This is a genomic window from Calidithermus chliarophilus DSM 9957, assembly GCF_000430045.1.
Classification (GTDB): domain Bacteria; phylum Deinococcota; class Deinococci; order Deinococcales; family Thermaceae; genus Calidithermus; species Calidithermus chliarophilus.
In genome coordinates this window covers 1-21,344 of the sequence record NZ_KE387028.1, presented here as the reverse complement: position 1 = coordinate 21,344, position 21,344 = coordinate 1, and the positions used below count along the sequence as shown (strand labels likewise).

Below are 21,344 nucleotides of genomic sequence, written 5' to 3'. Positions count from 1 at the left end.
CGAAGGCGCCGGGGAGCGCCCCTCCCCAGGTTCCGGCGACGCCGGAGCGTTGGCCTTCGCCCCGCCGGCCCCCGGCCCCTCCCCTTCCCCGGGCCCCTGGCCCACCGACGGCAGCACGGGGGCTAGCGGGCTGCCCCAGCCCGCCGGAGTGAGAGCCCAGGCCCCTGCCCCTACACCCGTCACTCCCGCCGCCCCGGCCGCCGCGGAGTACCCCTTCGAGGTGGGCGAGAAGCAACAGGGGGAGCTGGTCTCGGGCGTGGTGATCCCCGAGGGGTCCTCCCAGGCCGCGCTGATGGCCCGCACCAAGGAAGGGTACGTGTTCTTCGGCGTGGCCACGCTGGACAGGGCCGGGAGACTGCAGATCCAGTTCGACCGGGCCTACAAGGGGAAAATGGCCTACGTGGTGCGGGCGGTAGCGCTCGACGAGCGGGGGGTGGCGGGCGTCCCGGCTAGCGTCAGCGAACAGGCCCCCAACCTGGTGACCAACCTGCTGCGGGGCGCCGCCTCGGGCCTGGTCTCCTACATCGAGTTCTATTCCAAGAGCTCCTCCACCACCATCCTGCCCGGTGGGGGGGTGGCCTCCTCGAGCGCGCCCCCGCCGCTGGGGCTGACCATCCTCTCCGGGTCGGCCAAGCAGATCGCCGCCCCGCCCGACTCCACCAGCGTGGTGCGGGTGTGGACCTTGGAGCCGGGAACCCGCATGCAGATCCTGGTGGTGCCAGGGGATGTGGGCGGTCGCTGAGCCGCCGCGCGAGTCGCTGGCCTGCGACAAGGCCCTGAGCCTACGCCAGTTCCGGCGGCGCTGGCCGGGGGTGGACCCCGCGGGGCTGGAGGGGGTGGTGCTGGTGGAGCACACCATCAACGAGGCCACCTGGCGCCGCAAGTTCCGCGTGGCCTTCGTGGCGCTGGAGGAGGCGGCTGCCCTCCCCGACTTCGCGCTGCGCCACCTGGCGGGGGTGGCCGAGATGCGCTACGCGCTCAAGGCCCGCTGCGAGGACTGGTACTCCGACGCCGCGAGGGTTCACCTCGACGCCACGCCCGACGCGGTGTGGTACACGCAGGAAGGGCCCTGCGCCGTCGAGTACGACCTGGGGTACAGCCGCGCCGACCTCCGCCGCAAGCACGCCGGCTTCAGCCGGATGTACGCCCGGCAGTTCTGGGGGGTGGCGATCCCCTCGCGGCTGAGTCATCTCAAGCGGGTGCTGCCCCAGGAGCCGCGGGTGCGGGTGCTGCTGGCGCCGTGGTACAGCTGAGCGGCCCCGGCCGCTGACGTGAGCGGATAGACGGTATATAATCCTTCTACAGGAGGGCCTGAGTCATTCAGGCTCTCCGGGGAGCTTGAAAAACAGACACAGGTTCTCCTTTCTGCCCTACTGGGCTTTGAAAGGAGGAAGATGTATGAAATTGATCCTTTTCGTCGCTGCCGCTGCCGCGACCGCGCTCGCCTTCATGGGCGGCATAGTTCCGGGGGTCCTGGTGACCGCCGGGATCGCCTACCTTGTCTGGCGGGCTAACACCAGGTAATAGATAGCCACAGCCGCTCCCCTCCCCCCTCGAGTGTCCGGGACTCGAGGGGGCTCTTTTTTTGCCCCAACCGGGGCTGCACCGGGCGGGCCAAGGCGGCTCGAGGCGCCGCCTGGCCCTAAGCGCTAGCGCTACCCACCAGGCCCGCGTCGCCACAAACGTCAACCCCACGCGCCAACCCCAACCCTTCCACCGCCTTGAGGGCGGCCTCGAGGTGGCGCTCCTCGGGGTGTGCGACGGTGTAGCGCTGGCCCCAGTAGCCGATGGCCACCAGCTTCCCCGCCAGGGGGCGGTCCTTGTTGCGGGCCATCCAGCCGAACACCGGCAGCAGCGGCAGAACTATCAGGGGCTGGAGCCACACCGGCAGCAAGAGCACCAGGGGGAACGCCATCAACCACAGCGCCGCCAGGTTGGTGCCGCAGAAGGGGTGGAGGATGGGCTGCCGCCGCAGCCCCTCGAGGCTCATGGCCTGGCCCGCTTCCAGCGCGTACACGGCCATGTGCTCGGCCCCGTGGTAGCGCCGGCTGTGCCAAAGCGCCTGCCGGAAGGGGGCGTAGAGGCGGTAGAGCGAGCCGATCACCAGCGCCAGCAGCGCCAAGGAGAGGAGGCTGAGCTGCCAGGCGGGCAAGAGCGCCTGCGCCCGCAGCAACAGCCCCAGCGGGGCGCCCGCCAGCGCCCCCGCCAGGATCACCCTGACCTCCCCCTGCCCCTGCTGGGTCCGCCACCAAGCCCGCAGGCTCTCCAGGAGCAGCAGCCCCAGCGTGCCCGCCGGCCCGGCCCGGCGCGCCCAGTGGGGGTTGAGGTCGCGGGTGTACAGCTGCAGCCGCCCCTGGGCGTCGTGGTAGCCCAGGGCCACCCGTTCCTCGCTCATCAACAACACCCCCTGCGGCAGGGCCATGCCCCCGATGAGCCGCGCCGTGAGCGCCTTCGCTTCCACGCCCTGATTGTAGCGGGGACGGCGGGGCGGCGCGGGGCAAGATGAGAGCCGTGTGCGCCGCTGGGGGCTCACCGGCTTACGAGCGCAGCGCGAGGAGGGCCGAGACCAGCGCCACCTTCAAACCAGCCACTCCGCATGGGCGAGCGGCGCTACGACGCGCAGGCGGCGCTGGTGGTGTGCATCCGCTACGGGTCGGTGGAGTACCACAAGCCCACCGACCTGATGAAGCAGGCCAAGCAGCTCGGGGTGGGCGTGATCGAGGCCGAGCTCAGGGAACCTGACGCTCGAACAGCAGGGTGAACGATCCCGCGGTCATGGGGATGATGCCCTTGATGCTGAAGCCGTTCTCCTCCAGCCACCGCAGGCTGTTGCGGATCTCGGGGGCAAGGTTCTTGGCCTCGGAGAGCCTGTTGAGGCCGTGCGGCGGCAGGTAGAGGTTGTTCATGACCAATCCGTAGAACTCGGTTTTCGGCATACGCCCCAGAGAATATCCACTGTTTCCCCGGAGGTAAAGCTTGGATAAACCTGTCAAGCCTACGTCAGGCGCTACGCCCTGTTCGCGGATGGCGGGGTGGTCATGAAGAATCCCTTCCCCTGCGGAACCACCGGGTTTTTCTGCTGGGTGAGCTCCGAGGGGGTGATGGGGTACTTCTGGTCGTGGAAGACCCGGTAACCCCTGCCAGGAGGGGCCGTCCCCAGGGTCCCGCCGCCCGCTCCCACAGCGCCTGCGCTCGCCGGGCCCAAGCGCCGTAGGTCCCGGGAAGCGCCTCCGGCGAGGCGTAGCGGTAGTGGAGGTCTGCACTGCCCCACAGGCCTACCGGGCCCTGTGCTTGAAGGCTTGGTTGGTCCGGGGGTGCCCCTGCAGGGTAGGGAAAAGCCCGGCCGTGCCAGCTGCTAGGCGACGCACCTGATCAACCACAAGCCCTCTGCTAGCGGTGAGCCTCTTGCCTACCCCGGCGCAAGATTACGACGACCGGGGGTGCTAAAGGTGCCCCCTTGGATGAGATTTGACGACTACACACTCCCTGGGTGTGAACCGGGAGGAGCATGGGCGCATCTTACTACACGTAACCACCTAGTGACACCAGGCAGTTAGCCCCGGGTGATGTATTCTAGAAGAGTACCAGTTCAGCCAGCTCGGCCACCGGCTCTTTCTGGCGCCTTCCACCCCCGTACGGCTCACCTTTACTGCGGCTAGTCGGTTGTCCGGTACACGTCTTACGACTTGAGTGCGGAGGTAGGAGGTTTGGGCATGCTGTGGAGCCGTTGTTGCACTGAAGGCGGAGCTCTGGGGTACTGGTATGTGGCTTGAGCGAGTTCTAACCCGGCTGCGGCCGCAGCCGGGCACCACATTGATCAGGGCGGATTGGACGTGGGGTATCCCGCACATCTTTTACGGCCTCCGCGCTTGCCGCGAGCGGCTGGTGTGGATCGACTTAGACCGGTCCGCTGCAGGAAACCCGGTAGCGGTTGGCGACACCTTGGTCAGGGCACTGGAGACGTTGCCCGGCCTGAGCCCCCTAGGCCGTTATGGCGGGCCTTGGCAGTACGCCCTCGACCACGCCGAAGCTTACCTGGACCTTCTGAGACCGTATACCATCGCCGTCAGCGGAGCAGAGCATGCCCCCGATCTTGCAGAGGCCTTACACCATCTGGTTCGCCGCAGCAGGGCGCAACTCGTACTCCAGGTCGACGGTACAGGTCTTCTACAAGAGCTCGGGGACTCCGTAACTCTGGGCCCGGAGGACATAAGCCTGACGCTCGATGAAGCCTACTTGATGGCGGGTGTCCTTGATCAGGCCAAGGTCCAGAGTCTCTGGCGGGACAGTCGGGGGGCTTACGAGCTCTTCCGCCAAGCCTTGGCCCGGCGGTACGGGCTCCCGCAGCCCTGGGTTCCAACCCCCTCGGGGTGGGCTACTCCAGGAGGGGTTGTAGACGACCCCAGTCATAGCCAGGTCTTCGAACTGCTCCTCGAGCAGCACTGCTATGAACAGGCGCTTGAACTTGCCGCGCTCCATCTGCCGGAGCGGGTACCGGAGGTCATCACGCCCGCCGCCCACCGCATGCACGCTCAGGGTCTGCACCACAAGCTCCTGGCACTCCTGGAGCGGTTGCCGAAAGCGATCCGGGAACAAGAAGAATGCCTGTTCTGGCGGCTGGCGGCTAGCGTGCGGGTGGGCAGGCACCGCCTGGTTCGTGAGGAGGTGGAAGTATACCTCAACGAGCGTGCCGCCCCTGAACTGCGGGCCCTGTACGCAGGCACCCTGGCTCCCATTGACCGCTTTGTGCCGCTGGTCCAGGAAGCGGTCGAGGCGCGGCGCACCCCGTTCACTCTCTACCAGCTTGGCAAGGCCCTGGAGGTACAGGACCCCGAGGCTGCGGAGGAAGTGTTACGGAAAGCCTTGGCCCTCGCCGAGGAGGAGGGTGAGCCCTACGAGGTGGTGCGCAACGCCGAGGGGCTCGGGGTGGCTCTGCTCGGGCTAGGCAAGTATGTGGAAGGGGCGCGCATTCTAGACTGGGCGCTGCATGAGGCCGATAAGATCCCGCTGGGCGATGTATACCGGCGGCTCGCCCTGCTAAACAACTGGGGTTATGCCCGTGTGCTGGTCGGGGAACTCAAGGGCCTGGAGCGTCTCTGCGAGGCCGAACACAGCCTGGCGAGCGCCGGGGGAATCCCTGACCTGAGCCGCCTGATGCGCTCTACGCTCGCCGCTCTTTGCCTTGCGAGGGGCGAGGGTGACCGTGCCCTCGAGTACGCCGCGGCCAATTGGGAGGCCGCCTCCAGGCCGCGGCGGGGGCCGGAGGGCAACAATCTGGTACGGGCACTCCTCGAGGTTGGCCAGTTCGAACGCGCTAAAGAGGTTGGCGAAGCAGCGTACTCCCTAGCACGCGGGACCCACCCTGTATATGAGCGGCGGGGGCTGCTGGCCTATGGGATGGCTCTCGCTCTAAAGGATCCCCGGCGTGCGCTGCCGCTCCTGGAGCAGTCGGTGAACGCCATGGGTTCGCCGTTGCTCGCCTACCGGCAGGCCCAGGCGATGCTCTACTTGGCGAACGCCCACCTCCACCTCGGGGATGAGGAACAGGCCAGGGCGACGTTGGAGCGGGCAGCACCTCGTTTGGCCGAGCTTAGCGACAGCGGCCTTCGGGCCCTCGCAGGCCCGCCGGAGGCCTTCGACCGGCTACGCTCGCTGATCCGGGGAGGCGAACGGGTGGAACTGCGCCTACTGGGCAAGGCGGAGGTCTGGATGGGCTCCAGGCGGATCCCCTTACCCCTGCGTCGGTTAGAGATCTTGGCGCTGCTTGCCATGTACCCGCAGGGGCTTACGGCCGAACGCCTGATACTGCTCCTGCAGGGTGACGAGGGCAACCTTTCGACCCTTAAGGCCCACGTCTCCTACCTGAGGGAGTCTGTACCCGTGGGGACGCGGCCCTACCGGATCACGGTCCCGTTCGAGTCGGACTGGGGCAAGGTCTCACAGCTGATCCGGCAGGGGAACCTCCGTGAGGCGCTGGCCCTGTACGGCGGCTCGCTACTCCCCTCCTCCGAGGCCCCCGGGATCGTCAGTGCCCGTGCCGAGCTCGAGGAGATGCTCCGGCGTGCAGTGTTAGCCGCGCGGGACCCTGAGCTGCTAATGCTGCTGGCTGAGCGGGTAGAGGACGACCTTGAGCTATGGGAGGCCCTGCTGGAGGTGTTGCTTCCCCAAGATCCTGCACGGCCGCGTGCAGAGGCTTGCGCGGCGCAGATTCGGCGTTCCTACGGGTTATAGGGCGCTGATGCGGTCGGGCTGCTGCCGCCATTCGGGCTGACCCCTCCGCCATCCCCCGGGTCCGACGGGTCGGCCGACGCCAGGCCAGCCCATACGAGCGCCAGGACAGCCAGCCGCAGCAGGCATATTTGCAGGTACGACCGTGGTCTACACATACCGATCACCTCGTGTCTCCACGATGCCGCTTTCGGGTTGCCTACAGGCTGTTAAGGCAGCACGGCCGTACGCAACTTGGAGACAACCTGAAGGCAACCTTAACGAAGCTAAAAAGAGGCCGACCCCACGAGGGGTCGCCGGCGACCGGCGGTCTCACGCGTCGCGGCCCGATGCAACTCGAAAGGAGTGTGGGTTATGCGCAGGATCTTGGCTTTACAAAAGCTGTCGTCGCAAGTCGCCCGCCCTGCCCCGCAGGGCTGGAGCGCCATCAGTACGAACTGCTCCTCCAACAGCAACGGGTGCTAGCAGGCCGGCCTCAGGGTGCGCCGATCACTGCTTTCCCTAGCCAGCCGTACTGGAGAACCTCATTGTACCGTCACGCGGGGAGGTGAACCCAGGAATGTCTAGGATACTGGCGTTGCAGAAGCTCGTTCCCCAAGGTACCAGCCGCCCAGCGCCCCAGCACCTGAGCACCCTGAGCGTCATCTGCTCCTCCCAGAACGCAGGATGCCCCTAACAGGGGAACCCTTGCGAACTACCAGCACACGGCGGAATTAGGAACTAGACGACCCAGGGCCAACGCCTAAAGAGACCGCCACCGCCGTGTCTGTTGATCCGGTAGGTCCATATGACCCCAGACGCGAACAGCCCCACCCCTTCAGGTGGGCCGACGACGACCCGCGAGGCGCGGCGGGAGGTACGCCGCCGCAACGTGTTCACTCATCTAATCGTCGACCCGGAGTTCTACGAGTCGCTCGACGTCTACCGGCCGGGCCACGAGTACACCAGCTTGGCCACCTCCCTGCTGCCCGTCGATTGGAGAGTCTCCCAGGCTAACATCTGGTTCCACTGCTTTCCCCCATTTGTGGATATCCCCCTCCAAGGCTGGAAGATCCATGTGTCTGCCACGGTGCCCAACGCCTCCGAGGTTCTGGCTGCAGTGGTGCCGATCTGCGTGGCAGCCAGAACCCCTTTTAAGTTCATCGTCGACCGGCAGATGCTCTTCCTGACTAACTCCAAGTCGTGGGACCGGGGAGCGGCAGGTAAGTTCTTCACGATTTATCCCTCGAGTGAGCCCGACTTCACCGAGCTGATCGAGCGGCTATACCATGCCCTGGCGTCTTTCGAGGGGCCGTATATCCTCTCGGACCAGCGCTACAAGGACTCTAAGGTGGTCTACTACCGCTACGGGGGGATCGTCACTCTCCCCCGGCTCCAGCCGTCCGGCCTAGTGCAGCCTATGATCGTGTCACCGGACTTCCGCATGGTGCCCGACGATCGTACCCCCTTCTTCAACCCGCCTTCGTGGGCGTCAGATCCGTTCGCATCTCAGGTGGTGAACGCGGAGCTGGAGTCACCGTCGCTCAAGGACGGACGCTACGAAGTCAACGAAGTTCTGGCCTTCTCTAATTCCGGCGGGGTGTACCTGGCCCGTGACTTCGAGTCCGGGGACACGGTGGTGATCAAGGAGGCGAGGCCCCACACTTGCACCGACCTCCGGGGCAATGACGCGGTGAAGAACCTCTCCAAGGAGTTCCGTCTGCTCAGCAAGCTGGCCGCCGCTGGGGTGGCCCCCCAGGTAATCGACCTATTTCAAGACTGGGAGCACCTCTTCCTCGTCGAGGAATTCGTTGACGGGCTGCCGCTCCATGCCCACCCGGCAACCCTGAGCCCTCTGCTGGAGTACCGGCCAAGCCGCACCCAACTGCAGAACTGGTACGACCAGGTTCTCGGCATTGGACGCGCCATGGCCCAGGCCGTAGCCACCCTGCATGCCCATGGCGTCGCCTTCGGTGACTTGTCCCCCAACAATGTCCTGGTCCTGGCGGACGGGTCGGTGCGCCTGATCGACTTCGAGGGTGCCTACGAAGCCGGGGTCGACCGCCCGCTGCACGTTGTCACCGCAGGGTTTTGCCACCCAAGTCGGCTCCGGCAGGAGGAGGTGCGGTTCGTCGACGACCACTTCGCGCTGGGCGCGCTCCTGCTCTACCTCCTGTTCCCGATGAACAACCTTCTCAGCGTGGCTCCACGGGCGCATGAGGTCTTCTTAACAGCGCTCCAAGAGGACGTGGGGATCCCTGATGCAGCGACGGAGTTGATCTTGGCACTGATGGATCCCACCGAGGAGACTCGCCCGGACCCGCTCGCCGTGGCGGCAGCGCTCGAGCGACCCGAAACGCGTCGGCTTCAGCCCGTCCGGTCTCGGGCGGTTCGTACTCCGCCAGCACACGCCGGGAACTGGCTCGAAGCCCTCCTTAACGGTATCTGCTCCTATCTGCTGACCACCTCGACCCCCTCCCGCAGGGACCGCTTGTTCCCCAGCGACCCCGACCGCTCTAACCCCCTCTCCCTCGACCACGGGGCAGTGGGGGTGGCATACGCCCTTAAAACGGTGGGGGTACCAGTCCCGGAGGCGGTGCTGCGGTGGGTCGGATCACACGAGGTAACCCAGGACCGTTACGCGCCTGGGCTCTACTCCGGGATGGCCGGCATCGCCTGGGCCCTGGCCGAGCTCGGCCAGCCGGACCGGGCGCTGGAGATCTGGCGCCAAGCCTTCGGCCATCCCCTGCTGTTCAGGGTGTGGGACCTCTACTGGGGTGCAGCGGGCTGCGGGCTGGCGGGCTTGGCCTTGTGGCGCCTGACGGGCGAGTTGGAATGTCTCGAGGCGGCTGCTCGCATCGGCGAGATCCTTTTGCGCAGCCGCACCGAAGATGAGCGTGGCTGCCGCTGGCCGCGGGAGGACGGGAGTATCCCTATCGGTTATGCCCACGGGTCATCGGGGGTCGCCACCTTCCTCCTCTACCTGCACCTGGCTACGCGGGATAGGCGCTTCCTGGAGGTGGGGCAACGGGCCCTCGAGTTCGACCTGAGCTACTCGGTGCCCACCCGGGACGGTTACCGCTCATACCCTGAGGACACGGCCACCCTCCACATCGGCATGCCCTACTGGCGCTACGGCAGCGCCGGGGTCGGCACCGCTGCGTTGCGCTACAGCATCGTCACCGGCGACCCCGTGTTGCGGGCTCGGCTCGAAGAGCTAATCCCCGACACCTGCCGCAAGTACGCCATCTACCCGGGGTTGTTCACTGGGCTGTCGGGGCTGGGCCATTTCCTCCTCGACTGCCACCAGTTCTTAAAGGAACCCCGCTTTCTCATCGAGGCGCTTAATGTGGCTCGCGGGGTCCGCCTGTTCGCCGTCGAGAGGCCCGGCGGCGTGGTGTTTCCCGGGAACGATCTGCAGCGGCTGAGCGCAGACTACGGAACCGGCTCAGCAGGCATCGCACTGTTCCTGCACCGCCTGCTCCGTGGAGGGGCTAACCCTAACTTCTTACTTGATCCGCTCCTGCATGAGTGCCCAGGTGGCGCTCTGGCTGACTCGTCAGGGCACGTAGGGCGCCTGGCAGATCAGGCGGGATCCTTGCTTTCCTCACAGGAGGCGAAGACATGAGCGCAGTCCCTTCGAGGCTCGTGTGGTTGGTCCTGCCCAGGCATACGTCCTTGGCCCTGGCCGCGGCCTGGGCTTTCGCGTATGCCGCCGTGATCGCCACGGTTAACCCGATCCTGCTGCTCTACCTGGTTGATAGGGGAGTGGTGGCGGGTGATATACCGACCTTTGTTCTGCTCGGGGCGGGGTCGCTGGTAATTTCGGTCCTCCTACGTTTCAGTGACATCGGCCTGCTGCTCTATGCCCGGCGGCTGAAGGATGCCCGGGTCACGCGCCTGGTACTCGGCAACCTTGTCTGCCAGGAGTCCGCAGACCTGACGACGGGGCTACCTCCCGAAGGACCGGGATTCGCGTATGGTGCAGCACGGCAGGCCGCCGATACCGCCGTGGACAGGGTGCTGGGGGTGGCGCGGGACTTGGCGCTGCTGCTGGGGGGAGTGACCGTCGCTCTGTGGCTGTCGTGGCAACTTACCCTCGCTCTGGCTATAATGACAGCCACGCTCTACGCCATGGCTGCTTGGTTCGGACGGCTAGCCGTCGAGGGCCCTGCCGTATCGCTCGAGGAGGACCTCCGCCAGGCCCTGACTCGTGCGTATGCGGGGGGGGAAAACTCACGGGCCGCGCTTGAGCGCCTCCTCCAGATCGCTCACGCTGGGATATACGCTCAGTTCCGGCGCGCTCGGGCTTTTTCGACGTTGCAGGAATCGGTTCCGGGTTGGGTGGAGTCCGTGGTGTTTCTGGGGAGCGCGCTGGGGGTGCTGGTGGGGATCTTGACCTTCGGTGGCCTATTCGCGTACATGAACAGCTTCTGGAACGGGGTGAATGGCCTTCGCAGGCTAGTGATGATCCTGCGAAGGCCAACACGCTCTACGCGCCTCCGCCTGGGAGCTTGACTACCACCCCGCGCCCGTCCTGTATCCTGGGGGAGGAGGCTGCCCCTTGATCGGAAAGCTGCTCTTTGCGGTGGGTACACACCGACGAGCCTTTGTCCTAGCCTCATCCTGGGCCTTCGCCAACGCCGCTATCACGGCCGCGATCAACCCGCTGGTGGTCAAGCTGCTCTTCGATCAAGGGATCGCCGCCGGGGACGTACGACTCTTCCTAGGCGTGGGCGCGGGTGCACTGACCCTGGTCACACTGTTGCGGTTGTCTGACCTGGGGTCGCAGCTGTACGCCCGCAGGCTCAAAAACCGCATGTCCGCAGACCTAGCCCGCCGTTTACTAGGGGCCTACTACCGGCTACCCTACGAGCAGGTTCTCCGCGATGGCGAGGCCTATTATCTCTCGCGCACCTACGATGAGGCCAAGAACACCGCCGAGCCCACGGTGGATGTCACCTTGGGCATCGCCCGCGATGTGGCGCTGCTGCTGGGCGGCACGTCCGTGGTGGTGCTGCTGTCCTGGCAACTCACCGCCGTGCTGGGGCTTGTCACCCTAGTCCTCTACGTGCTCTCCGGCCGCTTCGCCCGCCGGATCCAGTCGCAATCTAAGGATGAACAGGAGGAGGAGGCTCGGCTACGAGGCGTGGTCGCGTCGGCAGTGCGGGCTTACCGCACCGCCCGGATCTTCGACCTGGTAGGTGCTAGCCTTCGGGCCTTCGACGCGCAGTTCGAGCGGTTTCAGGCCCGGCTCTACCAGCGGGTGCGCAACGCCGAGCTCTATGGCACCCTCAGCGGGATGTTCCTCGGCTGGGTCGAACTGCTGGTGATCCTGGGTGGCGGGTACGCAGTGCTAACCGGCAACCTGACCATCGGGGGATTGATGGGTTTCATGAACGCCTACTGGTTTGCTGTCAACGGGCTGCGTCGTCTCCTTGACGCCGTGCCTAGGCTCTCTCAGCTAGCTGCGTCTGCCAATCGTGGGGCGAAGATGCTGGCACAGGCAGAGGAGGTTGTCGCTCGAGGGGAGGCCGCGGAGGGGTCACTCGCGCTGCAGGGAGTGAGCTTTGCCTACGACGGGAGGGAGGTCCTAAACAGCCTTGACCTGCGGGTAGTGCCGGGAGAGCGGGTACTCATCGAAGGCCCGAACGGGTCCGGCAAGAGCACCCTAGCCCTGATCATCGCGGGACTGCTGGGCCCTAGCACCGGCTCGGTGGCGCGCCCACAGTCAGTGAGTGCGCTGATCGAGCCGGTCTTCTTCCCACCGCTGCCCCTGCGGGAGTTGTTACCGCCGGGGCAGGCAGAGGAGGGCGTTTCGCTCGCGGCGCGGCTAGGGCTACTTGAACACCTCGACCGGACCTTCGATAGCCTCTCCCTAGGTCAGAAAAAAAAGTTCGGGGTGTTGGTGGCTCTGTTGAAGGACTCAGACTGTTATATCTTGGACGAGCCCCTTGCAAACCTCGACCCAGACAGTTGTCAGACACTCCTAGAGCTGGTCCTCGAGCGTACCCGGGGCAAGGTGCTTGTCATGATCCATCACGGGGCTGACCAGATCCGCGGCTGCTTCGACCGGGTGGTCCACCTGACGCCACCTGCGCTGCATCCAGCCACAGCTGAGGAGCCGCAGGGCTAAGGCGCACCCGCGCGGGTGCGCTTGAGCCGGGCGAGGGCTAGCGCGGCAGGCTCAGCACGCAAAGCACCTGAGCCGGTTTCTCGCGCATGGTGTTAAGGTACCAGGTGCTCACGACGAACTCGCCCTCCGAGCCGTCGCGCGGGGCGTACACGTCACCGCCGCCCCACAGGCCCATCAAGAGGGCTGCTTCGGGCAGGGACGTTACCTCGGGCCGGGGCAGGTACGTCGCGTACCCGGCCTCCAGAATGCTCTGCTTGATGGCCTGCTGGTAGGGGTCTCCCCGCACCAGCGCCTTGGCTGAAGCATCGGAAGAGGCGAACTCCCTCGAGGTGCACTGGCCCCAGTTGAGCTCAGGCACCACCGAGTAGCCTAGCTGGCTGGCGACAACCTCGAGGGACTGCTCGAGCCAGGGCCCCCAGTTTTCGTCGCCGGCGACCACCGAGTCGAAAATGAATGGGCCGACCACGCCCTCGGCGGTCGGCATTTGATAGGGCTCAGATGGAGAGCTGCGGTTTCGGCTTGGCTCAAACAGGACACTGGCCAGAAAAGCCACCCCCAGTGCACCAAAAACGATGGCGAACTGCATGAGTTCGCGGTTTGATCTTTCCATTTTCCAAAACTAGCACACCGACCCCTGCCGACCCGCACCATATGCCTATGCCCAGGGTCACCAGCACGGCCACCCGCGTGAAGGTCCGCCTCGCCTACGGCAGCAGCCTCGACGTGTGCGAGCTGGTCGAGCAGTACTCCGACCAGGGTACCGTCAGCGATGTGCCCGTCTTCAGCCTGGCGCTGCCCCGACAGCAGCATCACCCCCCCGGCAGGGCCACGCCCCCGACCCTCGGGCGCTCGCGGGCGGGGGGGCAAGCCCCCGGGCTCATTCCCGCCCCCTCCCCCCGCGCCCGACCACCGTGCTCAGCCCGGTGCGCCGGGCCACCTCCTGGGGGCTCAGGCCCTGCTCGAGCAGCTTCCGCACCGCCCGCCAGCGCAGCGGCACCAGCAGCCCCTCGCGCTCGAGCCCCGCCAGCGCCTCCAGCCGCTCGAGCAGCCCGTTGAGGGTGTCGGCGCCCAGCGGCCGGCCCAGCCCGCCCCGCTTGTTGGTCATGCGCACGAAGAGGTAGGGGCTGCCCAGCGGCTGCCCCGCGAGCACCACCTCGCGGTCGTCGAGGTAGGCCTCCAGCGCCCGGGCGGCCGCCTCGGAGAGGGGCACCTCGCGGGCCTTGGCCCCGCGCACCCGCGGCTCCCGCCGTGCGCGGTCGCCGTCGGCCAGGCGCACCGCGAACAGCTCGCGCGAGGCCACCGCGGCCTCGCCCAGCAGGTAGAGCACCGCCACCCCCAGCCGCCGCAGCGCGCCGGTGGGGTGCTGCTGCGCCGCCCGCAGCAGCCGGGCGAACTCCGCGTCGGAGAGGTGGGGCCGCGAGCTGAGGTAGCTCGGGCGGGGGGGGAAGTCGAGGGGGGGCACCTCCAGCCCGGCCCACTCGATCACCGCCAGCACCCGCCGCAGGCTCCACCACCAGGAGTACACCGTCGCCGGGCGCCGCAGGGGGCGCTTGGCCAGTGGGGGCTGGCCGCGCTCGACCAGGGCCCAGAAGGCCAGCAGGTCGCCCCGTTCCAGCGCCGGCCAGCGCCGCCCCTGCTCCTTGAGCCAGTAGAACAGGCTCTCCATGGCGCGCTGCAGGTTGGCCTCGCGCCAGCCGAAGAGCTTGGCCGCGTAGGAGAGCGCCTCGCCGAAGGCCGCGCGGTCCCAGCGCCCCAGCGCGGCCTCCACCCACTCCCGGCGGGTGTCGGGCTCGTCGAGGGGGGAGGAGGGCAGTAACATGGCCTAAATATACCCGTAAACACAACAGGGCGCTACCGCCCGATACCGGGCCCCTCCCCTCCCCGTTGCCCTGGGTGAGCGCCTGTGCCCGCGCACGCGCATGCGCAACGAGGGCGGCGAAGAAGAGGGGGCGGGGTGGGCTTGGGAAGGGCGCCCTTATCTAATAAAGGATATAAGAATGTGATTTGCCTCTCCTCCGTCATCTCCTATAAAATAATAATATATCATCAAGAGAGGAGGCGATGGCCATGCACGAGGCGCACGACGGGAGGTCGGCGGGGGGCTGGCGGGTGGTGGAGCGGCGCGGGCGGAGGCTGCTCCTGCGGCGGTGGATCCGGGTGGGCTGCCGGGGGCACTACCTGCTGCAGGAGCTGGAGGTGGCGCGCGAGGAGTTGCCGCGCTACGGGCTGAGGGGTTGAGCCGGGGGTCAGGCGGCCCGTCCCCTGGGCCGCCACGGGAACGGGTTTGCCACAAAATGATATGATACCTCCTGATAGGAGGTAAAGCATGGGAATCACCCACTACTGGCGCGTGCGACCCGAGGCCCTCGAGCAAGCCCTCCCCGCCGTGGCGCGGGACCTGGCCACCCTGCGGCCTTACCTGCCGCCGCTGCAGGGCCGCGGCCCGGGGGAGGGGCCGGTGCTGCGGCCCGACCTGGTGTACTTCAACGGGGTCGAGCCTGGGGGGGACTACGAGGACTTCGTGCTCACCCCGCGCGACCACACCGAAGGCGGCCGGATTTTCGGCTTCTGCAAGACCGGCTTCGTCGAGCAGCGCCCTTACGGCCGTGCGGTGATGGCCGCGCTGGCGCTGCTGAAGTGGCACTGCCCGGAGGCTGCGGTCAACTCCGACCTGCTGGCGGCCGACTGGGACGAGCCCTGCCGGCTGGTGGTGCGGCAGCTGGGCTACCCGGTAGACCCCTTCTGGGTCCTCGAGCGCGAGGCCTGGCGGCTGAGGGACGGCGGGGGGCGGGAGTTCCTGGCCGAGGGGGGGCGTGACCCGCGCCCCCTGCTGACCTGGCTCGACGACCTGGCGCGGCAGGGGGCCCTGCCGCTGCGCCCGCCCTTCAAGGTCGTGGGCACCGCGGCCAGCTTTGCCGAGCGCCGCCCGCACCCGCACATCCGCAGCGTCTACCTGTGACGACTCCTCGGACTGAAGTCCGAGGCTTCTCGGTTCTCACGGAACGGCTACTGCCGTATCCATCCCCGAAGGCTCCGTCCGAGCCCTAGCCAAGACATTTATCGCAGCAGCCACGTCCCGATGGAAGTAGCCGCCGCACCCCGAGCACTGGAACGCCCTGACCCACAAGGGCTTCTTCTCTCGGTGCCCGCAAACGGGGCAGTCCTGGCTGGTGTGTTTGGGGTCTACCCCCACGACCCGCCTACCAGCCTCTTCCGCTTTGTAGGCGAGGATTGCAAGAAACTGCGCCCAGCCTGCATCCAGCACCCCTTTGGCGGTGCGGGAGCGGGCCAGGCCGAGGACGTTCAGGTCTTCATGGACGATGGTTCCATAGGTATTGACCAGCTTCCTTGCCGTTTTGTGGTGGAAGTCTTTGCGCTGGTTGGCGATTTTTCGGTGCAGTTTGGCCACCCGCCTTCTGGCCTGCTTGCGGCGATTGCTGCCCCGCTTCTTGCGGGCAAGGCTGCGCTGGGCAGCGGCGAGTTTGGCCTGCGCCTTGTGGAAATAGCGGGGGGCCTGGACCATCTCCCCGTCGGAGGTGATGAGGAAGTTGGGGTTGGTGCCGAGGTCTATCCCGATGGCCTCTTGGTTTCCAGGGAGTGGTTGTGGTTCGACCTCGCAGACAAAGACGATGTACCAGTGCTCGCCTTCCCGCTTGAGGGTGGCGGTTTTGATGGCTCCTTGGATGGGGCGGTGGAACTTGCACTTGACCGAGCCGATGCCATACAGCAGTACCCGCCCATCCTGCACCTTGACCCCGGTCTGGTTGGCTTGGGGGAAGGTGAAGGAGTCGTAGCGCTCCTTCCCCTTGAAGCGGGGGTAGCCGGGCTTCTCCCCTGCCTTGACCCGCCGGAAGAAGCCCTGGAAGGCTTTGTCCACCCGCTCCACCACGTTCTGCAACACCTGGGAGTGGACACCCTTGTACTCCGGCAACTCGGCCCGTATCTCCGGCAGGTGGCGCTTCTGCTCGTAGAAGCCCACCGTCTTGCCCGCCTTGCAGTAGGCATCCCTACGCTCCTGCAAGGCCGCGTTGTACAACTGGCGGCACAGCGCGAGGGTGCGCTCCAGGTCGCGGGCCTGGGGCTTGGTGGGGTAGAGGCGATACTTGAAAGCTTTACGCATCGTCGTCCTGGTATTTGCGCTGGGACTCGATGTAGCGCTGGATGGTTTGAGCCGAGATGTTCCCGGCGCTGCCCACGTAGAAGGAGGGCGTCCATAAATGACCGCCGCCCTTGGCCCGCCGTAGCTTCGGGAACTCTTGCAGGATGCGCCGAGCCGATACGCCTTTCAGAATCTTCGCCACGTCCGAGGGCGACCACTTGGGCGGCACGGACACGAAGATGTGGGCGTGGTCGGGCATTATCTCCATCCCCAAAACTATCCAGTCCCGCATCAAGCAGGTCTCCCGGAGTACCTGCATCAACCTTTCCCGCACTGCGCCATGAAAAACGTGTCTGCGGTACTTGGGGGTGAACACGAAATGGTAGTTCAAATTGTAGTGTGAGTGTCGTGTGGTGCGCTCTTCGGGCACATGCACATGATACCACAAAATGACCGCCCACCATGCTATGTGCTCCTTCGGAGCACGTGGGGGAGTCCATGTATCCCCGTCGCCTCGCCAGGGCGAGGCGAGAACCGGGGGATTATAGCTCCCCCACACCCCCTCTTTTCTCTAAAACCGGCACAGGCACAACCCAACGAACGGGGCCGGGAGTCTCCTCCCGGCCCTTCCTCGCCTTCCCTCCGCCCTAGCGCCCGACGCCCTGCAGCGCCAGCAGCAGCTGCTGCTTGAGGGCCACCACGGTGGGGGGGTGGTCCAGCAGCAGCCAGCGCTCCTGCTGGCGGGCGATGAGGTAGCGGTCGTCGGCCAGCAGGAAGCCCCCGCGCACCCGCCCTGGCAGCAGCCGCAGGCTGTAGCGCGCCCCCTGTAGCCAGGCCAACGCGCCCCGGTCGGCCTCCCCCGTCACCACGGTGAGGCTCTTGCCGCCGAGGAGGCGCTCGAGGCCCCCCACCGGCGGGGTGGAGCCCACCAGGAGCAGGCTTTGGGTGTGGTAGGCCACGAAGCGCTGCACCTCCTCCTCGCGGCCGAGCAGCTGGGCCTGGGGTCGGGCCAGCTGGGGAAGCTGGCCCTGAGCCAACGCCCACCCCAGGAGCGCAAGCAGTGCCAGCAGCCACTTAGGGATTGGGCAGTACCCTCGCATCCGCCTCCCCCCTCAAACGCCGGGCCCGTCCCCAGTTGCGCAGGTAGCCGCTGCTCACCCCCAGGGCGAAAGCCACAAAGCCCCACTCCTGGCTGGCCAGGCCGTAACCCAGCCACAGCACCTGCCCCAGCACCCCCAATCCCCAGGCCCCCGGGTACACCCGGCCCAGGATCAGCGCGCTGGCGCCGTAGAAGCCGATGCCCCAGCTCCAGAGGTGGAACTCCCTCCACGCCAGCAGCGCGATCAGGCAGGCCGACCCCACCGCCAGGGGCCAGGCCCAGCGGGGCAGCGGGCGCGGTTGCGCCGGCTTCTCGTGCTCCCGCCACTGCACCACATAGCCCCAGGTGGTGGCGGCGATGACCAGCAAAAAACCCGGGCGGTAGCTCAGGAGAGCGTAGGCCAGCTGCACTGCCTGGCCTGCGATCCCCAGTGCCCAGCCCACTCGCCACCCGCTCGCCCCCAGGTGCAGCGCCAGGGTGGCCAGCAGGGCAATGATCCACCCCCAGACCGGGCTCACGCGGCCACCTCCGCCGTCACTTCCGCGCCCGTCTCCAACGCCACCTCCTTCACCTCGGCCGTCACCCCCAACGCCCTGAGGGTGAGCTGGTAGGCGGCCGCTTCGCCGGTGGCGAAGTGGCGCACGCTCCCGCCCCCACCGTTCGGCAAGCCCTGGCGGGCGGCACAGGCAGCCCCCTGGTGGGCGGAGTCGACGACCTGCAGGTGGGGGGCCAGGTGCTTGATCAGGGGGACCAGGAAGCTATAGTGGGTGCAGCCCAGGACCAGCCTCCGGGTACCGGGAGGGAGGCAGCGCAGGTACTCCCCCACCACCGCGGTGGCCACCCCGTCGTCGAGGTGCCCCGCCTCCACCAGCGGGGCCAGCAGGGGGGTGGCCACCACCGTCCCCACCCCCGCGTAGGCCCCGCTGCGCAGGGTAGCGGAGGTGGCCCAGACCACCGTTTCGAGCGCTCCCCCCGGCGCACCAGCCTCCAGAGCCTCTCGCGTGGGCTCGACCATCCCCACCACCGGGACCTCGAGGGCCCGCTCGAGGGCAGACGCTGCCCACGCGCTAGCAGTGTTGCAGGCCACCACCACCATCCCTGCCCCCCCTGCCTGGAGCCAGTGCCCGATGCGCAGGGCTCGCTCCCGGATGCGTGCCGGGGGGAGCGGGCCGTAGGGCGCCCAGGCCAAATCGGCCAGATACACGTAGTCGAGATCGGGGCGCTGCTGCCGCAGCGCCTGGAGGACCGACACCCCACCCACCCCGGAATCGAACAGACCCACGAAACTCACGTTGCCCCCCTTTGATGTACTCGACGAAAGGTGAAATTCACGGCCGCACCTCCTTGGCCTGGGACTGCAGGGCCGCCAGCGCGAGGGCCTGGCGCAGGGTCTCGGCGCCCCCCTTGGGCATCTCCACCACCTGCACCTGCGGGTCGCTGAAGTCGCCTTTCCCCGACAGCAGGATGTAGTCGTGGCGGTAGCCCCGCACGAGGAGCACCCCGGCGACCCCCTTGCCCCCGACCTCGAAGGCGCGGCTGTCCTTGTGGCCGCCGTACAGCCCCAGCTGGGCCCAGCCCTGCTGGAACAACCCGCCCGCCCGGGCGCCGTCCACCGCGTACAGCCGCAGCTGCACCGGGGCCACCGCGTAGCAGGTCCCGGCGCAGCGCGGGGGGTAGTGGCCCTCATTGAGGTAGCCCTTCACCAGGTAGTCCCGCAGCATCGCCCGCACGGGGTCGGCCAGGCCTACCACCAACCCCTCGATGAACATGGGCTGTCCCCCGGCCACGTCGTTGGCCAGACCCTTGACGTAGTTGGCGGCCTCGGCCTCGCGCCACAGCAGGCGGGGCAGGTCGGCGGTGGCCCAGGGGATGAACACGGGCACCCGGGCCTCCTGGGTGAGGGTTTCTCCCGTCACCACCCCGTTCAGGCGGTAGCAGACCTGCGCCCGCAGGGTGAAGGTGTAGACCCCGTTGTCGGCGGCCTGGAGGGGGCCGTAGGCCAGGGTGCGCTCGAGCGTACCCCCCGCCCACAGGTCGAGCAGGCCCCCGCGCTCGTCCCAGCGCCGCTCGGCGCGCACGCTGAGGCTGGCCTGCAGCACCCAGCCCTCCACCCGCACCCGCAGGGTGAGCACCCCGGGCGCCCCCAGCCCCTCGGGGCTCACGCTGAGATTGGCCACCGGTTGCCCGGGGAGGCTGGGCACCAGCGCGGCGGGCAGCGCCGCGCACAGCTCGGCGGGGGAGGCCTGGGCACGGGCCACGCCCGCCAGCACGCCCGCGAGGGCCAGGGCCAGGGCTGGGAACGATCCCCCTCGGGACCGGCTGACGCCGGTACACCGGGAGGCCGCGCGCCCCATCAGCGCACCTCCTTCTGGCGCTGCGAGGCCGCCTCGATGAGCTCGATGGCCGTGAGCAGCAGCGGCTTGAGCGACTCGGCCAGCGGGCCCTTGGGCTCGAGGAAGAGGTCGTTGCCCACCACGAAGTACAGCTTCTCCCCGTAGGGGCCGCGGAAGTAGGCCAGCGGCAGCCCCAGCCCGGTGAGGGTCGACAGCGCGTCGCCCTGCTCGCCGCCGCTGACCACCTGCACGTGCGCGCGCAGCCGCTCCTGCTCCCAGCCCGCCAGGGAGGGGCGCTCGCGGGCGTCGACCACGATCTTCACCCGCGGCCAGCCGGCCGCCTCGCCCGCGAAGCGCCGGGCCAGCAGGTCGTAGGCCCACGACATGCGCACGGGCGGGCCCAGCAGCAGGGCCTCTTTGGCCTGCTCCACCGCCGGGCGGTACTCGTTGTAGCCCGCCGGCAACAGCACGTCGGCGGGCAGGGCGCAGGTGATCTTGAGCTTGCACAGCCCCTGACGCACGACGGAGTAAACCCGGGCCAGCTCGTCGACGGGGTCGGCCAGGGCGGGGCGGGTCACGGCCAGCAGAGCCACGACCATCACGACGATGTTTCGCACGCACTCCTCCTAGCGCAGCAGCGCGCGGTAAAGGGCGTCGGCGTCCCAGGCCGGCCCGCCCGTCACCCCCAGCCCCGGGGTGCCCGTCACCCGGGGGATGCGGTAGCCCTCCGGCACGCTCACCCACGACCAGTGGGTGCGCTCCACGGTGTAGGGCAGGAAGTAGGGGGCCACCGGCCGCAGGCGCGGCAGGTCGGGCTGGGGGATGAGCCACGGCTGCTGCAGCACGATCTTGAGCTTGATGGGCACGTACCAGTAGCCCACCGCCCGCTGGGCCTGGGCCAGCGCGTACTCTCCGGGGGCCCAGCGGGCGGTGAGGTCGGGCACGGTGCCGAAGGTGAGCTGGTTCCACACCTGGAAGAAGCTGGCGTAGCCGAAGGCCTCCTGGATGAGGGGGTGGCTGGGCGGGAAAAAACGCTTGAGCTGCTCGAGGCGCCACAGCCCCGGGGCGTAGGGCTTCTGCACGCCCGAGAGCCCCGAGGTGGCCGCCGCCGCGCGCAGGGCCTGCTCGAAGAGGCCCTCGGCGCGGTCGACGTCGTCTTCGTAGGAGGGCCCGGCCACCCCGGCCAGCGGGCCCACCCGGCTGAGGGCCAGCAGGCTCTGGCCGTAGTAGGGCAGGCGCAGCGCGTCCTCCGGCTGGGGCAGGGGGGCGTGGCGCAGCGCGAGCAAGATCGCCTGCAACCAGCCGCTCATCGGGGTGGGGTGGGGGGAGGGGTAGCAGACTTGACCGCTATACATCTTTTGTATGCAACCCCAGGCACCTCAAAGCGGAGAGGGGGTTGAAGGAGAAGGCTTCCAGGGCGGCTTTTTTAGCCTGGACCTTGCGGTAGTTGAGGCAGTTCAGCACGAAAGC

General features: G+C 67.6%; 23 protein-coding genes. 11 read left to right on the top strand and 12 right to left on the bottom strand.

The genetic code is table 11. The annotated features are described in order from the left end of the window. The 3 genes from MEICH_RS0121580 to MEICH_RS30535 form a co-directional block, all read left to right on the top strand. Positions 1-742 (top strand): TraB/TrbI/VirB10 family type IV secretion system protein (locus MEICH_RS0121580; RefSeq protein WP_476695759.1); only part of this gene is annotated, 742 nt, incomplete at its 5' end. After that, positions 726-1,253, top strand: a complete 528-nt coding sequence (locus tag MEICH_RS26435) for a hypothetical protein (protein WP_036219978.1) — start codon at positions 726-728, stop codon at positions 1,251-1,253. The genes MEICH_RS0121580 and MEICH_RS26435, both read left to right, overlap by 17 nt. Positions 1,254-1,398: 145 nt before the next feature. Further along, on the top strand, positions 1,399-1,524 hold the full coding sequence (locus tag MEICH_RS30535) for a hypothetical protein (RefSeq protein ID WP_275052634.1): 126 nt from the start codon (positions 1,399-1,401) through the stop codon (positions 1,522-1,524). Positions 1,525-1,642: 118 nt separating this feature from the next. Here the strand turns inward: MEICH_RS30535 and MEICH_RS26430 are convergent, their stop codons facing one another. Beyond that, positions 1,643-2,461, bottom strand: coding sequence for a DUF1385 domain-containing protein (locus tag MEICH_RS26430; RefSeq protein ID WP_051304421.1), 819 nt, complete (start codon positions 2,459-2,461; stop codon positions 1,643-1,645). A gap of 135 nt (positions 2,462-2,596) precedes the next feature. Between MEICH_RS26430 and MEICH_RS29020 the strand changes: the two genes are divergently transcribed. After that, complete coding sequence (locus MEICH_RS29020; protein ID WP_157202964.1) at positions 2,597-2,761, top strand: hypothetical protein; 165 nt, start codon at positions 2,597-2,599, stop codon at positions 2,759-2,761. On the opposite strand, the gene MEICH_RS0121555 is transcribed toward MEICH_RS29020, so the two are convergent. Continuing rightward, on the bottom strand, positions 2,730-2,936 hold the full coding sequence (locus tag MEICH_RS0121555; RefSeq protein ID WP_027894336.1) for a hypothetical protein: 207 nt from the start codon (positions 2,934-2,936) through the stop codon (positions 2,730-2,732). The genes MEICH_RS29020 and MEICH_RS0121555 overlap by 32 nt on opposite strands. A 949-nt stretch (positions 2,937-3,885) precedes the next feature. On the opposite strand from MEICH_RS0121555, the gene MEICH_RS27505 reads away from it, so the two are divergent. The 5 genes from MEICH_RS27505 (at position 3,886) to MEICH_RS0121535 (ending at position 12,343) form a co-directional block, all read left to right on the top strand. Continuing rightward, on the top strand, positions 3,886-6,231 hold the full coding sequence (locus tag MEICH_RS27505) for a hypothetical protein (protein ID WP_157202963.1): 2,346 nt from the start codon (positions 3,886-3,888) through the stop codon (positions 6,229-6,231). Between the two features lie 351 nt (positions 6,232-6,582). Beyond that, positions 6,583-6,693: a class III lanthipeptide gene (locus MEICH_RS30775; protein WP_218022933.1), complete on the top strand. Its 111-nt coding sequence runs from the start codon at positions 6,583-6,585 to the stop codon at positions 6,691-6,693. A gap of 322 nt (positions 6,694-7,015) precedes the next feature. Next, positions 7,016-9,835 carry a class III lanthionine synthetase LanKC gene (lanKC, locus tag MEICH_RS0121545; RefSeq protein ID WP_084542463.1) on the top strand — a complete coding sequence of 940 codons (2,820 nt, stop codon included), beginning with the start codon at positions 7,016-7,018 and terminating at the stop codon, positions 9,833-9,835. Continuing rightward, entirely contained in the window at positions 9,832-10,725 is an 894-nt protein-coding gene (locus tag MEICH_RS0121540) for an ABC transporter ATP-binding protein (protein ID WP_147372772.1), read from the top strand. Before lanKC ends, MEICH_RS0121540 begins: the two co-directional genes overlap by 4 nt. A gap of 46 nt (positions 10,726-10,771) precedes the next feature. Continuing rightward, positions 10,772-12,343, top strand: a complete 1,572-nt coding sequence (locus tag MEICH_RS0121535; RefSeq protein WP_027894333.1) for an ATP-binding cassette domain-containing protein — start codon at positions 10,772-10,774, stop codon at positions 12,341-12,343. A 37-nt stretch (positions 12,344-12,380) separates the two neighbouring features. Here MEICH_RS0121535 and MEICH_RS0121530 read toward each other — a convergent pair whose 3' ends face one another. Continuing rightward, a complete protein-coding gene (locus MEICH_RS0121530; protein ID WP_157202962.1) occupies positions 12,381-12,827 on the bottom strand; it encodes a hypothetical protein in 447 nt (148 codons plus the stop codon). Between the two features lie 393 nt (positions 12,828-13,220). Then, positions 13,221-14,162, bottom strand: coding sequence for a site-specific integrase (locus MEICH_RS0121525; protein WP_027894331.1), 942 nt, complete (start codon positions 14,160-14,162; stop codon positions 13,221-13,223). 248 nt (positions 14,163-14,410) lie between these two features. Between MEICH_RS0121525 and MEICH_RS29015 the strand changes: the two genes are divergently transcribed. After that, on the top strand, positions 14,411-14,581 hold the full coding sequence (locus tag MEICH_RS29015; RefSeq protein WP_157202961.1) for a hypothetical protein: 171 nt from the start codon (positions 14,411-14,413) through the stop codon (positions 14,579-14,581). 88 nt (positions 14,582-14,669) lie between these two features. Then, the gene (locus tag MEICH_RS26420) at positions 14,670-15,302 is read left to right on the top strand and encodes a hypothetical protein (protein WP_051304419.1); all 633 of its coding nucleotides are present in this window, start codon (positions 14,670-14,672) and stop codon (positions 15,300-15,302) included. 36 nt (positions 15,303-15,338) lie between these two features. Here MEICH_RS26420 and MEICH_RS0121510 read toward each other — a convergent pair whose 3' ends face one another. The 8 genes from MEICH_RS0121510 to MEICH_RS0121475 all read right to left on the bottom strand — a co-directional run bounded on the left by MEICH_RS0121510 (position 15,339) and on the right by MEICH_RS0121475 (position 21,229). After that, complete coding sequence (locus MEICH_RS0121510; RefSeq protein ID WP_027894330.1) at positions 15,339-16,463, bottom strand: RNA-guided endonuclease InsQ/TnpB family protein; 1,125 nt, start codon at positions 16,461-16,463, stop codon at positions 15,339-15,341. Beyond that, positions 16,456-16,872, bottom strand: coding sequence for an IS200/IS605 family transposase (tnpA, locus tag MEICH_RS0121505; RefSeq protein WP_036219977.1), 417 nt, complete (start codon positions 16,870-16,872; stop codon positions 16,456-16,458). Before tnpA ends, MEICH_RS0121510 begins: the two co-directional genes overlap by 8 nt. Positions 16,873-17,089: 217 nt before the next feature. Next, positions 17,090-17,413 carry a hypothetical protein gene (locus tag MEICH_RS0121500; protein WP_245587739.1) on the bottom strand — a complete coding sequence of 108 codons (324 nt, stop codon included), beginning with the start codon at positions 17,411-17,413 and terminating at the stop codon, positions 17,090-17,092. 103 nt (positions 17,414-17,516) lie between these two features. After that, positions 17,517-18,059: a hypothetical protein gene (locus tag MEICH_RS0121495; protein ID WP_027894327.1), complete on the bottom strand. Its 543-nt coding sequence runs from the start codon at positions 18,057-18,059 to the stop codon at positions 17,517-17,519. Beyond that, positions 18,056-18,832: a glutamate racemase gene (locus tag MEICH_RS26415; protein ID WP_036219975.1), complete on the bottom strand. Its 777-nt coding sequence runs from the start codon at positions 18,830-18,832 to the stop codon at positions 18,056-18,058. The genes MEICH_RS0121495 and MEICH_RS26415 overlap by 4 nt, the downstream gene beginning before the upstream one ends. 37 nt (positions 18,833-18,869) lie before the next feature. After that, entirely contained in the window at positions 18,870-19,895 is a 1,026-nt protein-coding gene (locus MEICH_RS30355) for a hypothetical protein (protein ID WP_245587738.1), read from the bottom strand. Then, entirely contained in the window at positions 19,895-20,491 is a 597-nt protein-coding gene (locus MEICH_RS0121480) for a hypothetical protein (protein ID WP_157202960.1), read from the bottom strand. Before MEICH_RS0121480 ends, MEICH_RS30355 begins: the two co-directional genes overlap by 1 nt. Before the next feature lie 9 nt (positions 20,492-20,500). After that, positions 20,501-21,229, bottom strand: coding sequence for a hypothetical protein (locus MEICH_RS0121475; protein WP_169730722.1), 729 nt, complete (start codon positions 21,227-21,229; stop codon positions 20,501-20,503). Positions 21,230-21,344: the final 115 nt, after the last annotated feature.